Source organism: Ruegeria sp. B11 (assembly GCF_056539785.1).
Genome location: NZ_JBQFVO010000006.1, coordinates 187584 through 203066, shown reverse-complemented (window position 1 = coordinate 203066; position 15483 = coordinate 187584). Strand labels below are relative to the sequence as shown.

At 58.1% G+C, this 15483-nt stretch carries 12 protein-coding genes; 2 read left to right on the top strand and 10 right to left on the bottom strand.

Going from position 1 to position 15483, the window contains the following annotated elements; translation table 11 throughout:
* Window positions 1–10 precede the first annotated feature (10 nt).
* The 7 genes from addA to regB form a co-directional block, all read right to left on the bottom strand.
* A complete protein-coding gene (gene addA / locus ACR0I1_RS18265) occupies window positions 11–3370 on the bottom strand; it encodes a double-strand break repair helicase AddA (RefSeq protein ID WP_480707484.1) in 3360 nt (1119 codons plus the stop codon).
* Window positions 3367–6294 carry a double-strand break repair protein AddB gene (gene addB / locus ACR0I1_RS18260; protein WP_480707483.1) on the bottom strand — a complete coding sequence of 976 codons (2928 nt, stop codon included), beginning with the start codon at window positions 6292–6294 and terminating at the stop codon, window positions 3367–3369. The genes addA and addB overlap by 4 nt, the downstream gene beginning before the upstream one ends.
* Window positions 6287–6973 (bottom strand): nucleotidyltransferase family protein, encoded by a 687-nt coding sequence (locus ACR0I1_RS18255; protein ID WP_480707481.1) that lies wholly within the window; start codon window positions 6971–6973, stop codon window positions 6287–6289. The genes addB and ACR0I1_RS18255 overlap by 8 nt, the downstream gene beginning before the upstream one ends.
* Window positions 6970–7974: a phosphotransferase gene (locus tag ACR0I1_RS18250; RefSeq protein WP_170425366.1), complete on the bottom strand. Its 1005-nt coding sequence runs from the start codon at window positions 7972–7974 to the stop codon at window positions 6970–6972. The genes ACR0I1_RS18255 and ACR0I1_RS18250 overlap by 4 nt, the downstream gene beginning before the upstream one ends.
* Window positions 7971–8441 (bottom strand): tRNA (adenosine(37)-N6)-threonylcarbamoyltransferase complex ATPase subunit type 1 TsaE, encoded by a 471-nt coding sequence (gene tsaE, locus ACR0I1_RS18245; protein WP_170407927.1) that lies wholly within the window; start codon window positions 8439–8441, stop codon window positions 7971–7973. The genes ACR0I1_RS18250 and tsaE overlap by 4 nt, the downstream gene beginning before the upstream one ends.
* Window positions 8442–8481: 40 nt before the next feature.
* The gene (locus tag ACR0I1_RS18240; RefSeq protein ID WP_480707480.1) at window positions 8482–9990 is read right to left on the bottom strand and encodes a PAS-domain containing protein; all 1509 of its coding nucleotides are present in this window, start codon (window positions 9988–9990) and stop codon (window positions 8482–8484) included.
* A gap of 64 nt (window positions 9991–10054) precedes the next feature.
* Complete coding sequence (gene regB, locus ACR0I1_RS18235) at window positions 10055–11446, bottom strand: sensor histidine kinase RegB (RefSeq protein ID WP_170397866.1); 1392 nt, start codon at window positions 11444–11446, stop codon at window positions 10055–10057.
* A gap of 92 nt (window positions 11447–11538) precedes the next feature.
* Between regB and ACR0I1_RS18230 the strand changes: the two genes are divergently transcribed.
* Window positions 11539–12156 carry an SCO family protein gene (locus ACR0I1_RS18230; protein WP_170514218.1) on the top strand — a complete coding sequence of 206 codons (618 nt, stop codon included), beginning with the start codon at window positions 11539–11541 and terminating at the stop codon, window positions 12154–12156.
* Window positions 12157–12243: 87 nt separating this feature from the next.
* Window positions 12244–12798, top strand: a complete 555-nt coding sequence (locus ACR0I1_RS18225; RefSeq protein WP_039542641.1) for an ActR/PrrA/RegA family redox response regulator transcription factor — start codon at window positions 12244–12246, stop codon at window positions 12796–12798.
* Between the two features lie 47 nt (window positions 12799–12845).
* Here ACR0I1_RS18225 and ACR0I1_RS18220 read toward each other — a convergent pair whose 3' ends face one another.
* The 3 genes from ACR0I1_RS18220 to ACR0I1_RS18210 form a co-directional block, all read right to left on the bottom strand.
* Complete coding sequence (locus ACR0I1_RS18220) at window positions 12846–13811, bottom strand: glycosyltransferase family 2 protein (protein ID WP_480707479.1); 966 nt, start codon at window positions 13809–13811, stop codon at window positions 12846–12848.
* A gap of 53 nt (window positions 13812–13864) precedes the next feature.
* A complete protein-coding gene (locus ACR0I1_RS18215; protein ID WP_170613069.1) occupies window positions 13865–14689 on the bottom strand; it encodes an FkbM family methyltransferase in 825 nt (274 codons plus the stop codon).
* A 74-nt stretch (window positions 14690–14763) separates the two neighbouring features.
* Window positions 14764–15357 (bottom strand): HD domain-containing protein, encoded by a 594-nt coding sequence (locus ACR0I1_RS18210; protein WP_480707477.1) that lies wholly within the window; start codon window positions 15355–15357, stop codon window positions 14764–14766.
* Window positions 15358–15483: the final 126 nt, after the last annotated feature.

Here is a 15483-nt window from a genome sequence, read left to right as displayed (position 1 = left end):
CCGGGCAAGGTCAAGATATAGGGTTCGGTGTCAGGGCGTCCGTCACCATATCGTGTGGCAACCACATCAGGTGCGCGGTTCGCGTCCACAAGATAGCGGTGCGGATACTGTGATTGGGATAGATTTGCGACAGGGCATGGGCGTAGGCCGCCATCTGGCGCAACAGCCCTTCGGGGCAGGATTCTGGCCCGGTCGGAACAGTCGCATTGGATTTGAAATCAATTACATGCACCTCTTTATCCGTGATAATCAGCCGGTCGATGACCCCATGCATTCGTGTGCCGTTCAGATCGGCAGAGACCGAAACCTCGGTCAGCGCATCCGAGCCAAAGACCGGTTTCAGATATTCGGCCGTCAGCACCGATGTGGCCTCAGTCAGCAGATCTTGCCGCTCAACATCTTGCATATCGGCCAGAAGCCGTGCGCAAAGCTGCGGCCATTGATCCTGTGCGGCAGCAGGAAGATGTTCGAGCAACAGGTGCAGCTGCGATCCGCGTCGTTTCGCCGCCTCTTCATCCTGCCCCGCATCTCCGGGCAAGGCCTTCGCACCCCCTAGATCAGAGGGGCTGAGCGTTTCGGCTGGCGCGGGTAGATTTGGCGCGGGGTGGTCAAAAAATACAGGCAAATGCTGTTCGTTGTGCGGGATGCTGCCCTGTTCAACGGCAGGCAAAGCCTCCCAATCTCCATGCGCCAGTCGAAGGGTCTGGGTGCCGGGAACATGAGTAGCCCCTGCCCGCGCCATCGCGGCCTCAACCATCTGATACCAACTGTTGCCATCCTTGCCTACATCCCCGGCGGCCGCCACTATTAGCCACTTTTCTGCCCGTGTTAGAGCCACATATAGAAGCCTCAGCCGCTCATTCTCCTCGCGCGTTCTGGCTTCTTGGCGCGCAGCTGCGATCAATGCAGGTGAGGCATCAGAAGGCACTTTCCACAACGGAGTATCGCCCGCCATCATGATCTCGGCATCTCGTGGTGGCTGTCGTTTACCAGTGTCCGGCAGGATTACGATCGGTGATTCCAATCCTTTTGAGCCATGAACGGTCATCACCCTGATCATATTGCCGACACCGCTCATCTGGCGCTTGATCTCCAGATCGTCGGTTTGCATCCAGACCAGAAAACCGGTGAGGCTTGGGATATCTGTCCGTTCATAGGCCAGCGCCTGCGACAGTAACGCGTTGATACCATCCTCAGCCTCGGCCCCAAGCCGGCCCAGCAGTTTGCGTCGCCCGTCATGGCGCGTCAGGATACGTTCGATCAGATCATAAGGACGCAGAAAGTCGGTTTGACCGCGTAGGTCGTTCAGAATCGCAAGCGTTACCGGGAACTCCTCGGCACGATTGCGCAACGCTGCCCATAGATAAGTTTCCTCCCTGCGATGAGCCAGATCGAACAACTGTTGTTCCGTCCAGCCAAACAGTGGGGATTTCAGGACTGTCGCCAGGGATAGGCTGTCTTCGGGTGTGGCCAGAAAGCTCAGCAAAGCAGCCAGATCCTTGACCGCCAGTTCCGCGCCCACCTTCAGGCGATCTGCCCCCGCGATGGGCAGACCCTCGCTTTTGCAGGCGCGAATGATCTCGGCAAACAGGTCCGAGCGGCGTTGGACAAGGATCAGAAAGTCGCGGGGTTGCACTTTGCGCCGGACAAATGTCCCCGACGCATCGCCATCATCGGAAATGGTAGCGCCATTCCTGATCATATCCTTGATTGACCGGGCAACCTGTTCTGCCAGAATGACGGTGTGATGCCGTGCGCCGGGTCGATCAACGGGATCGGTCCAATCGCTGTCATCCTCGTCTTCAACTTTCTCGATCACCGGCCATAGGTCGACGCGCCCAGGAAGATCGGCCTTGAATGCCCGGTGTAAGGCATCCTTGTGGAACCCGGCCCCTACATGGTTTTCGAACAGTATATCGACCAGCCCAAGGATCGCGCTGGACGAGCGGAACGAATATTCCAGCGTTGAATCCCACAGTTTAGAGCCTGATTCTCGAAGTTTCCGCCCAAATTCGGCCTGCATCTGGTCAAAGGCTTGCGGGTCGGCGCCCTGGAAGGAATAGATCGACTGTTTCTTGTCGCCGACCACAAAGATCGTGCGTTCAACTCCGGATCGGGCCCCTTCCCCGCTGGTAAATTCCTGAGCCAATTTTTCGATCACGTCCCATTGATCCGGGCTGGTGTCCTGCGCTTCGTCCACCAGAATGTGATCGATGCCACCGTCGAGCCGGTACAGCACCCATTCTGCGACCGCCGGGTCGTTCAGCACCTGACGTGCGCGCAGGATCAGGTCATCAAAATCCAGCCAACCCCTAACCTGCTTGCGCCGCTCGTATTCCGGAAGGAAGGCCGCGGCAAAGCGATGTAATACATGGGTTTTCTGGGCCGCAACCAGCGCCAGTCGTTGTTCCCGCGCGGCTTCAACCCGCAGCATCAGGGCCTCGAGCTGGGGCATCCGATCTGCCAGCACCCCTTCACGCAGCGCCTTGGTTGGAAAGCTGTTGAGTTTTGCGGCAAAGGGCTCTTTCGCGCCCTTACCCGTCAATAGGACGTTTTCAAGTATCGTCAGTTTGCTCAGCCGGGCGTCGGTAAAGCCGACAAGCTTGTCGGCGGCCTTGGCATTGTTCCCTCCGCTTTCCGAAAGCGCGGGTAAAATGGACTGGATCAGTTCGACCTCACCGCCCAGAAACACGTTACGCAGCAGGACCTGTTCATCAAAACCTTCGGGCAGATCAAACCGTTGCAGAATGTCCGGCCATTGCAGCACATGTTCAAACTGATTTCGTTTCTGCGCAACAGCGGCAGTCAGTTTGTCAAAACCGGTATCGGTGACAAAGCGGGCAACGTCTTCGATCAATTCGGCCTGAGGGCCGTCGGCAAAACTTTCAATGATCTCTTCGCGCAGCAACGCCGCAGCCCGGTCTTCCATTTCGGAGAATTGAGGGCTGACCCCTGCCTCAAGCGGGAACCGTCGCAGCAGCGAAGCACAGAAGGAGTGGATCGTTTGGATTTTCAGTCCACCAGGCGTCTCAATAGCGCGGGCAAACAGGGTCCGTGCTTGCGCCAACCGGTCGGGATCGATCAGGCCTGGTACGCCAAGTTCGACCAACTCAGCCTGAAGGTCGCCGTCGCCCAACATTGCCCATTTGCCAAGACGTTTGAACAACCGGTTCTGCATCTCGCTGGCCGCGGCCTTGGTATAGGTCAGGCACAGGATATGCTGCGGCTGTACGCCATCCAGCAACAGCCGTGCCACCCGGTCAGTCAGCACCCGGGTCTTGCCCGAGCCCGCATTGGCCGCCAGCCAGGTTGAGGCGTCCGGGCGCGCGGCCTGAACCTGCCGTTCGGTGGCATCATTGCGGGGGGTCATGTCAGGTCCTCCGGTTCGGTTTCCGTCGAACGATCCCACTCGCCGAACCGGGCGAGGTGATCATAGTCCCCTATATCTGTGTCCTTGTGCAGCATCCTGCGTGAAGAGAACCCCTGATCAGGCTCTAAATAGGCTGAAATGAGCTCTTTCAGTTCGGCCAGCACCTTGTCGGTCGGCTCTTTCTGCAGCGGTGCGGGCACTTCTTTATAGGTGCCGCCCATGCCAATGAAGATCGCCTGTGCAACGGGAAGCGGATCGAATCCTTCGATACCGCCCTGCTCGGCCATTGCAGCTTCGATCAGCAGTTGTTTGTCGAATTTGGCTTGCTGACTTACCGTCGGCGGAGTGCCCGTCTTGTAGTCGATGATACGCAAGGCCCCCTGCCCGCTTCGATCGATTCGGTCGGCACGTCCGGCAATGGTGAAGTCCAGCGGCGTCAACGTCAGGCGCATCCCAACCTCAAAAGCCACAGGCCCGCCATCGGCGCGGCGCTGAATCTCGGCGGACAGAAAGCTATCGGTAATCCGCTCTAGCCGCGCCAGCCACAGCTTTCGGGCAGTTGGCCAGGCAACGTGGTCGTCCAGCAAAGCTTTGGCGCGTTTCAGGAAATTTTCTCGGGTCAATAAAGCCGGATCCAGAACGCTGTCGCGCACGAATTGTTCCATCACCTCGTGGATGACGATACCGCGTAGCAGGGCATCTGGCGCCTGAACCAGCGGGTCCAGTTGTCTCAATCGCAGGATATGCCGGGCATATATGGCGTACGGATCGCGGATCAGGCGTTTGATTTCGGTCACCGATAGCCGCCGTGGCCGCGCCGCGACGGGTGGTCGTGGCGACGGGCGGTGCGCGGGTGCGATTCGGGGTGCATGTTCCAGCATCTCTGCCCAATCCAACCACCGTTGGCCCCGCGCATGCATTGCTTCTAACGCGCTAGTTCCACCCTGTTCAGGCAGGCCTAGCAACAGGTTGGTCATGCGGTTCAGCCAACGGGATGGTACAGTTTCCGCATCATCCGAGCGGGTAGCGCGGGTCAAAACCACCTCTGCCGCACCTGCCGCCTGCTGGAAGTCATGCGCGGACAGACCGATCCTGCGTTCGGGCAGTAAAAGACCGGCCTCATTGCGCATCTGACGGTTCAGCCAGGGGTCGGGTGCCGCAGCCTCGGGCCAGCTGCCTTCGTTCAAGCCACCCAGAATTAGCAGATCCGCACCCTGAACGCGCGCTTCCAGGGTGCCCCAGATCATCAGATGCGGGTGAGGTGCATCACGGTCGCGGACTTCTTCACCTGCCAACAACGCGCCCAGAAGGTCGGCAAAGTCATGGGCGGTCATCGCACCGCCATGCTGTGCTTCGGCCTCCAAAGTGGAGATCACCGCAAGCGCCTTCTGGCCCGCGTTCTTGTCCCACAATGTGCCGGATTCACCGGTTGCACCTGCCGAGATCATCTCGGCCAGCGTGCGAAGCCGGGCGACCCAGTCCGACAGTGGCTTTTCGGCGGGGTCGTATTGATCGCAAAAAGTCTCGGTAACCCAGCGGACCCAGTCCTCGGGCGCTTCAGTACGAATGGCGAAAGCGGTCAGGCTGGCGCTGTCGGGAAAGGGCGGGCCATAGCGACGCAGGTCAAGCTCAAGATCGCGGGTATGCAGCAGGTGGCTGCCCCGGTCGCCCCCGTCATGGCACAGTGGGTGTTTGAGCAGCGTCAGCAGAGCCTCGCCATCCAGGCGGCGCGCGAACAGCCCGGCGACATGGCGTAGGAACCGCCCGGGCGGAGACAGCTGCAGTGGCAGGCCCGCGCTGTCATCGGGCAGGATATTCCACCGGTCCAGTGCGGCGCTGACCTGCCGGGTTAGCATCCGGTCGGGGGTGATTAGCGCGGCGGTCTGGCCGGTCTCGGCCGCTTGCCGTAGGCGTAGCGCAATGGCCAAGGCCTCGGCCCGGGGCGAGGGCGCCTCGATCAGCGTCACATCCTTGGTCGCACCGTTCAGGTCGGGCAGGAGCGGGCCTTCAGTCATCCATGCGTCGGTGACCGGGGCAGGGCGCAATGCAAGCGAAATCAGCTTGTTACGGGCAGGTGAAGGGGCCTGATCCGTGGTCCATGGCCGGATTTGATCCGGGCCAAGCCCTAGCCCAAGCATCAGCTTGCGGAACCGGTATTGAGGATGATCCTCAGATGTCAGCGGGTTATCCAGATTGCTCCAAACATGTTCAGGCTGGTCGAAATCATAGCCAGGCAGCACCAGCGCCCCCTGAGGCAGACGCGCAACCGCCTGCATCAGCATCAGGGTGGTCCCGCGAGACCCGGTAGAGCCTGCCAGAATGACAGGATGTTCGGGCGGCGACGCCTCCCAGCGCGCGATCAGGTTCTCGACTACGCGCCGCTGTCGGGCCTGCGCATCCAGCGCGTCCGAACCGGATTCCATGAACTGATCGGCGATGCCGATAAAGGCCTGCGCCCGTGCCCAATGGCCGGACATGTCGTTGACATCCAGTTGCCTGATCGCATCGGGCGAGACACCTTCCCCCTGCATCTCGTCGATCAGCCCGGCCAGACTGTCAGACAGATCGAACAGCGAGGACCGGGCCGCCAGATCGGGTTGCTGGTCCAGTAGTTTTGCGATCAGCTGCGTCAGCTCCAGCCTGCGACGCAGAGGCGGGATTGCGGGTGGGATCTGCGCCAGATCGGCGCTTTCGCCAAGATCTGTGACCAAAGAGAGGCGTGGCAACAGGCAAGCGGGACCTTGATCAAACAGATCGCGCACCCGGCGCGCCATCCGGCGGGTGTTGATTACCAGTTGTACCCGGGCCAGCGCATCGGGCGGCTGCCCCTCAAATCGCTCATGCAGACCGTCAACCAGCACCTTGGGGAAATCCGCGCCCGGAGGAATGGCGAATACCCGGGGCAGGGCGCTGGGCTCAAACATCGGCAATCAGCCCCTCGGCCAGATCAATACCCTCGGGACGCCCCACATCGCACCAGCGACCGGGGTAAGACAGTGCGAACAGGCGCTTTTGCTGCAGCATTCGATCCCACAATACGTTCAATGAAAACACGTCCTCAGCGATGTCATGTAGCCCTTCGGTTTTCAGAATTTGTACCCCGCCGTAAACAAGACCGGCACCGCGGACGATCCGCCCTGTGCTGTCCTGAGTGAAGTCACCAGGGCCTGTGTGGCCAAGGGTTTGCCCAACTGGAACGCACATCAGCAGCGCATCCATTTTATCCGGATTCCAATGATCCTTCAGTAAATTCAGTGGGTTGGGCCCAGCCCAGATCGCGTCGCTGTTCAAGGTGTATACGGGATCGGATCCAAGCAGAGGTAGCGCTGCGCGCAGCCCACCACCAGTATCCAAAATGCGCGGTTCTTCCCGCGATATCATAACGTCGCAGCCCGCCAGATGATCAGCCAACTGATCAGCGTGGTAGTGCAGGTTGGCAACAACCCGCAACGGCCTTAGCGCATCGACCAGATCCAGTGCGTGATCAATCAGGGGCCGCCCGGCCACCTCGATCAGCGGTTTGGGCCGGTCTTTGGTCAGGACACCCATGCGAGTACCAAAGCCCGCGGCAAACAGCATTGCAGCTTGGGGGGTGCCGGTCATTGCGCCCTCAGCTTTGCCAGGTTCTCGGGGTTTGGGGCGGGCAGGGCGCTGCGCAACAGGTCTGCCACCGGCACCAACGCGGGATGTTCGAGATCGCGCATCAAATGTGCCCACGCAGCCGGGATCAGGTCGACGTAGTGTGGCTTTCCATAATCGGTCGCCAACCGGGCAAAACCGCCCAGAATGCGCAGGTTACGCTGTGCGCCCAGAACAGCATATGCGGTGCGGAAATCATGCCCATCGACGCCGGTTGCGGTGATATAGCGGTCGATCATCCGCATCTCGATCCCGGCGGGCACAGTCCGACGCACATCCTGTAGCAGTGACATCAAATCATAGGCGGGATGCCCCAGCATCGCGCTTTGGAAATCCAGCAGACCGACGCGCGCCAGACCTTCGCGCTCGGGCAGCCAGATCAGGTTTTCTGCGTGGTAATCGCGTTGCACAACAACCCGTGTTCCGCCGGTTTCCCGGTGCAGGATATCCGCAAAGCGCAGCTCGAACCGGGCGCGGGCCTCGTCGTCGTGCGATCCAAGAATGCCTTGCGCATATTTCGTGAACGATAGCGCCGCCAATTCGGTCATCATAGCGGGGTCGTAACTGTCGAGCGAAAGCGTCGGCGCCGCGTGAAGATGGACAAGTACATCGGTTGCGGCGTCATACAGCGTGCGCTCAAGCGTCGGATCGTCCCGCAAGACGCGTGCGAACAGATCGTCGCCCAAATCTTCGAGCAACAGAAACCCGTATTCGCAGTCCTCGGCGTAGATTTCCGGCGCACTCAACCCAATGGAACGCAGGTACTTCGACATACGCACGAAGGGTTCAACAGCTTCGCCCTTGTCGGGCGGAGCATCCATCAAAACGGCGGTCCGGCCGGTGGCAGGGTCGGTCAGACGCTCGTACCGGCGGTTCGAGGCATCACCCGCCAAAGGCGTATGCCGTGCGCCGTTCCATGGTGTCTGCGCGATCAAGGCTTCTGCCAGAATGGCCCGGTTCGTCATTGGATCCCCTCCAGCTTGGCGTTCCATTTCGGGTCTGTCCACGACATCTTAAGTTGTCGCGTATCTTGTTCGTTGGCGTCTGTGGTGAACCGGATCAGTAAGGCCGGCTCTGGCGTCAGGGGACCCAGCTTTTCAGGCCACTCGATCAGGCAAATGCCGGCGTCGAAGGCGTCGACCAGCCCCAGCTCTTCGATCTCTTCCACGGCAGAAAGACGATAGAGATCTGAATGCCAGACTTCACCAAGCTGCGTCTCGTAAACCTGAACTAGAGTAAAGGTCGGCGAAGGCACATCTTCGGGTGCGGACAGAAGAGATTGGATCAATGCGCGTGCGAAATGGGTTTTGCCGCTGCCGATGGTACCTTCAAGCAGGATAGTATCGCCAGACTGCAATGCGCCACCCAGTTTGGTGGCAACTTCAGCAGTGTCGAATGGGGATTTCGAGGTCAGAGTCAGCGGTGCGTTCATGGCGTCACAATGAACCTGCGCCGGGTCGGCTGCAACCGGTTCAGGCGCTGATTTTTTGTATTTCCGTGATGTTCCTGACCGGGTTGTCCGAGGCGAAACGGACAATTGTTGCCCCGTTTTGCATGGGGCTGACCGTGCAGTTCAAAGAGCCGCCGGATTTTAGGATCAGTTCAGCCGACCATTCGGCCCGATTCTCTCGCGCGGTGACGAATTCGCGGATCTCGCCAAGGATCGGCGTGGCGGTGCAGTGCTCCTGCCATTGGCGTGTGATTTCCAGCACCGTTGCTGGTTCGAATCCTACTTCGCCGCTGTCGCCCCACAACACCTGATAGGCGTAATTTGTGATCGCCAGCGAACCGTCATCCGAAAACACCGCGATGGCATCAGCCAGCTTGTCCAGAATGGATTGCATAAGGTCCGTTTCAGCGCGGAACCGTCGGGTCAGTGTGATTTCGGCGGTGATATCTTCGAACAGGAAAGCCACGGCCCCATCGGGATGCGGGCGACCACTGACGGAATAGACCGATCCTGATGGCAGCGACCAGGTTTCCTGATAGTTCCCGTCCTGTGCCGCCTCCAGAAGGTCGTTCATCTGGCGCCGCCAACTGCGATAGTTCTTAGGCTCGGGCATCATATGCTGGTCGCGAAGCCGGTCAAAAAAGCTGGACAGGCTTGGGCGCAGGCTCAGGAAGTCGGGTGGCAGGGTGGTCAGATCAATCAGCGCTGGATTGAACAGGGCCAGTTGCCGGTTGCGGTCAAAGATCGCTAGGCCAATGGAGAGCTGTGCGAAGGTTTTGGTCATGGTCTGCACGAACTTGCGCTGTGCTGTCTCGGCTTCGACAATCGCGTTGATATCGACCGCGTAACACAACTGATCCTGTTCGTGTGCGACCTGGGTCAGGTCAAACCAGAGCTTGGCATCGCTGTCCCTTACCGGAATCGAGACACGGGTTTTTCGACTCAGCTGCGCCTCGTCCCTGTGAGAAGGAAACAGAGGGTCCGTCAGATCGGCATCCGGTCCCGCAATCTTGCGAACCAACCGTACATAGGCCGCATTGCACCAGCCCACCTTGTCACGGTGATCTATCAGCCAAACAGGGTAGGGCGCCTGCTCCATCGCCAAACGAATTGGATCGCGCTGGTCACGGCGTGGCGCAGGGATGGTCCCCGTCAGATCACGTAATTGAACCCGAATGATACCATCGATCCATTCGCACAGAACCTCGCGCTCGACTGTGCAGTCGATGGCTGAAACGGCGATGTTGCCCCCGGACCGGACAATCTCGGGCGTTTCGGGGAAAGCGGGAAAATCACGTTGCAGCAAACGCCGCAGTTCAGCCCAGTTGCTGACGGATTCGTAACCTGCCAGCGCAATATCGGAGTGGCTGATCAACCGGTCGCCATCGAACAGGAAGACAACATCGAACAGCGCTCCGGGCGCTGACAGCCCGAAATCTCTTGTTTTGGCCTGATGGCGTGGCAAGAGCCACAACATCGCAAAGCTGGCCGAAACCACACTGATTGCGGCCAGAACGATCCATTCGGCCATTGCTCCAACCCCCGGGTAAAACGTTTGAATCTATATGAACAACAATGGTTAACGGGGTCTTAACTCAGATCTGGAACGGTTGGTTGGCGCCCGAGGGAACAGGAGTGTCCCCGGTTTGCGCGTCGATCAGCTTGCGCGGCCAAACGACATTGACGATCGCCCCCCTGCGGTCCGGTTGGTCAGTCAGGGTCTGATAAGGGTCCGCGCCATTGGCGAAGCTCAGTTCGGCACCGCTGCGTTCCAGCAGGGTTTTGGCGATGAACAGACCCAGCCCCATGCCTTCGTATTCCGGCCGACTACTGCGATCGGCGCGGCGGCGGCGCATGAATGGGTCACCAATCCGACCAATGATGTGGGAGGGGTAGCCGCGCCCATCATCCATGATCGAAACGCTGATCCGGTCAGAGGTCCATTCAGCTTCGACCCAGACCGTCGACTGGGCAAAATCCACTGCGTTCTGGATCAGGTTGCGCAGCCCGTGAATGATCTCGGGCTTGCGTAGGATTGAGGGCTGCTGCACATCGCCATCCGCAACTGGTCCTTCGTCGAAATGCACCACTTTACCACGATTGATATGTGGCTCTGCCGCTTCATGGATCACGGTGGACAGAGGCGCCTGACGCAGGTGCAAGTCATCTTTCCCAGCTCGGCCCATATCGCGCAGGATGTCGCGGCAGCGGTCAGCCTGTTCGCGGATCAAGGCTGCGTCCTCCATCAGCTCAGGCCGGTCGTCCAGCTCTTCGATCAGTTCTGAACTGGCCAGCTTGATCGTAGCCAGCGGCGTACCCAACTCATGCGCGGCGGCGGCCACCACACCACCAAGATCAGTCAGCTTTTGCTCGCGCGCCAGCGCCATATGGGTGGCCGAGAGCGCTTCGGACATCGATTGAACTTCGGAACTGATGCGGTGCGAATAGGCGCCGATGAAAACGATGGCGATGATAATCGCCGCCCAGTTTCCGAACAGCAAAATATCGGGGATATCCAGCACCAACCCCAGATTGGTTCTCAGCGGGAGGTGGAATTGCGCCAGCAACGTGGTCAGGATCACCGCAACGCTACCGATGATCAGGGTCGAGCGGGTGCTCATTACATTTGCAGAAATCGTCACCGGACCCAGCAACAGCAGCGCAAACGGGTTGTTTAGCCCCCCCGTCAGATACAAAAGGATCGACAGCTGCAGCAGATCGAACAGCACCATCAGGAAGTTCTCGAATTCCGACAAGCGCTTGTTTTCGGGAAACAACAGAATGGCCGTGAGGTTACCCATCACCGAAATGCCGATGACGAAATAACACAATGCCAGCTCAAGCTGAACGTCGTAATATTTCTGTGCAACCGTGATGGCCGTAAACTGGCCGATAATGGCGACCCATCGCAGCAGGATCAGCGTGCGCAGCCTGATCCAGGTACTGCGCTCCTGCCCACGCCAAAGACTGGTGTTGGAATTCGTCATCTGTCGATTATGTCCTATTGCGTCGGTCCGACATGTTGATAGGTGTCCCGGCAGAATCGATCAACATCCCCTTTCGTATCAGGATACGCGCCATGGTTCGTCTTTATGCTATTCTCGCAACTGTTGTTCTTGCAATTGGTCTTGGCGCCATGTGGCTGCTGACGCGGGGTGGCTCAGATGACAAATACGCGCAGTGCCGCTCGTCTCAGATTGCGGGCGGGAGCGCGGCGATCGGCGGACCGTTCGAACTGCTTAACGCCAATGGTGAGACGGTAACCGACAAGGATGTGATCACCGAGCCCACGCTTGTCTACTTCGGTTATACCTTCTGCCCGGATGTTTGCCCCTTTGACATGTCGCGCAATGTCGACACGATCGATTTGCTGGCAGAGCGCGGTCAGTCGGTGACGCCGTTGTTCATCTCGATAGACCCGGATCGCGATACCCCCGAGGTTGTGGGCGATTTCGCATTCAACCTGCATGAACGCGTGATTGGCCTGACCGGATCGCCCGAGCAGATCAAGGCGGCCAGCAAGGCGTACAAGACCTATTACAAGGCCCAAGACAAAAGCGATGAGTATTATTTGGTCGACCACTCGACCTTTACCTATCTGATGACGCCCGAGGACGGGTTTCTGGAATTTTTCAAACGCGATGAAACGGCCGAGCAGATGGCGGACAAGATTGGCTGCTTTCTTGATCAGGCCTGATCCTCAACAGTCGGTTTGACCTTTGGAATGGCGCTGCTATTACTCATGTTTAAGCCAAGAGGCATGAAATAGCGGAAAGACCCACATATGGCAGACAGTTCCCAGCTTGAAATCGGCCCCGACAAATCGCTGCTGCTGGTAGATGATGACGAGCCGTTTCTGAGACGTCTGGCCAAGGCCATGGAAAAACGCGGATTCGAGGTTGAAACCGCGGGTTCCGTCGCCGCAGGCCGCGCCATTTCCACAGCCCGCCCACCTGCCTATGCCGTGGTAGATCTGCGACTTGAAGATGGCAATGGGCTGGACGTGGTTGAAGTGCTGCGCGAAAAACGCCCCGACAGCCGGGTTGTGGTTCTGACCGGTTATGGCGCCATCGCCACCGCCGTTGCGGCGGTCAAAATTGGTGCAACCGACTATCTGTCCAAACCCGCCGACGCCACTGACATCACCAACGCTCTGTTGGCCAAGGGCGACGAACTGCCCCCGCCGCCGGAAAACCCCATGAGCGCCGACCGCGTCCGCTGGGAACATATCCAGCGCGTCTATGAGCTGTGCGACCGGAACGTCTCGGAAACCGCGCGCCGGTTGAACATGCACCGCAGAACGCTGCAGAGGATTCTAGCGAAGCGTAGTCCAAGGTAGACCCGTAAACTTAATAGTGTGTTTTCCCGGGCCGTTCCAAACGACCTTCAGGGCGCGGATTGAGCCTGAGTTTGGAGCCTCAGCGCGTAATTCTTAAGGCAGGCAGAGTGCGCGCACCCAACCTCAGGCAATAACAGCAACTCATCAACCTTTGCCTGCAGCTTGCCGCCCATCGCCAGCATTCGATCATCCACGACGCTGTTCTGGTTGTACTTGTTCCAATACCTTTCACGAAACCGGCTGGACCGGTTGGGTGCATCTGTCGCTTTCGTGCCTTGCCCGCGCTGCCGCTTGAGCGCGAAACTGTCTCGCGTTTTCACCGGGTAGTGAATGACAGCAGCCCAATCGTGTGTAGACAGATGCTCGGGCGCGGCACCCAGCGCATGTCTTCGTCGCAATCCCGAACGATACATGTGTTCGTGCATCGGCAGGCCCGCAGCATTTACAAATTGCGATCCATCGTTTCGAAAGTCCGGTCGCAAGTAGGGCCGGTGCAGGCCAAACCCCCGTATTTTATCAGACTTTCGAAAAAGCGTTTTGAAGTAGCGATGCAAATTATGATCTGTATCGGCACGCTTTAGGAACCGTTGCGTGACCAGCCCCGGTTCCCACTTGTCGTTGCCCCCATTTCCGAAGATCAACCAATTCACGGCGATGCCCTCGGCGAAACCGGAACAGCGTTCGACGAGACCTGCGACCTGATTTTCATCGTTTGCACAGAACAGAAACTCATCGCTATCAAGCCACATCAGCCAATCGGCATCGTTAAGCGAAGGATGCGCATAGGCCGTTTCTGCCGCTGTATGCTGTGGTACTTGCCCGGGTTTCAGACCTTGCAGAACATGGGAAATAACCCCGTTATCATCCAGCGCATCAAGCAGCTCGGCGGTGCCGTCTGTCGAGTCATTGCTGTAAATCAGAATAGGATCAAACCCGACCAGCAGATGATACGCGATCCACTCAAGTATAAACGGCCCTTCATCCTTGGCGCAGGAGAACAACCCGACCTTCATATCGGCTTGGCCTGAGTGGGTTTGATCATGATCGCGGTTCTTCCTTGCACGGCCTATCTTCTGAAGATGATATTACGTTGAGTTTGAAAGGCATTTTCATAGCCACGATCAGAAAGTGAGGCAAACAGGCGTTCGGCGCTATCACCAAGATTCACGGTTTCCAGCTGTAGATATTGGGGAAGCGCTGCATCTTCTGCGCTTTCAAGAAAAGGCATAAGAATGTTCGGCTCGTGCCCTTCAACATCAAGCTTGGCAAAATCGGCATCATGCAGATGTGTAAGCTCAAGCAGTGTTCGGGTCTGCACCTCAATCGTATCGTATTTTGACAGCTCCAGATACGCTGGGTCGTTTGCCAAACGCGCCTGACCAAGATTGGTGGCCGTGTCGCCCCGCTTTTCAATAATAAGCGTCGCCTCACCAGTTTCGCCCGCGATCGCGAAAGTGTTCAGCTCCACGTTGCCAAATCCGTTCAGAGAGCAATTATTGCTGAGGCGTTCGGCCAGAGTCGGATTAGGCTCAAATGCATGAATCCGGGAGTCCGGGCTAAGAATTGACGACAAGAAAAGTGAATACAGACCAAAATTTGCCCCGATATCCAAAACCTTGAGAGTCTTCCCCGCAAAACTGTCTTTCAGCCAATTCAGCTCAAGCTCTTCCGGGGACCGGCCCTTCTGCCAGAGAGAGAATTCGCTGAAATTGTCATAAGGGTGCAGGTGGATTCGAATGCCCCGATAGGCGATCAACTGTGGCAGCAGTGACTTTCGGATCAGATTGCGCACCCGCCCTCGGCCTGTCAGATTGTACGCTTCACGTAAACACGCGTTGGCATATTCCATCTGCGCGTTCGTGACCGGTATCTGGCTGTCTGCGTCGCTCATCTGAACCTGCGTCCGATTATGGTCTTGTTTTAGCGGAAAATTAGCACAGGCTGTGCCGCTGATCTATTGGCGACCTAAATGCTGCCCAACAGCTCCTTATGCCGCGCGGTATAGGCCTGCCGCACCTCAATCGGGGGACGCAGTTTGATCTGCAACCCCTCTAATATTGCCTTGTCCGGGCGACCAAAGAACTTTGATGCTTCGGTATCAGAAAAACCCGCGATCTGCGTCGCCTCCATCCAGGCGCTGATCTTGTCCGCCTTCTTGATCTGGCGTTTCACTGTTTTTGGTACCACGGCGGGCAACCCGAAACGTATATGAATCGCAGCAGCCAGCCGGTCGTCTAAATCACCATAATCCGGGCCAACGGCGGATTTCACCGGAGAGATCATGTCACCAATCACATATTCGGGGGCATCGTGTAACAGTGCCGCCAACCGCCATTTCGTCGGTGCATTTGGTGCGATGCGGCCAAAAAGCTCTTCCACCAGCAAGGAATGCTCGGCCACGGAATAGGCAAAATCCCCGTTGGTCTGACCGTTCCACCGCGCCACAAAGGCCAGCCCGTGCGCGATATCTTCGATCTCGATATCCACGGGTGTCGGGTCCAGCAAATCCAGCCGACGGCCCGACAGCATTCTTTGCCACGCTCTGGGTTGTGTTGCCATTTTACCATGCCTTGTGAACTGGGACACGTTCAATTCGCGTTCTTGTGGTATGATGTATCTGTCTGGATCACATGCTGCCAACAATTTCTTGAGCATTCGTGCTTTGAACCTGCGCGATACGATCCC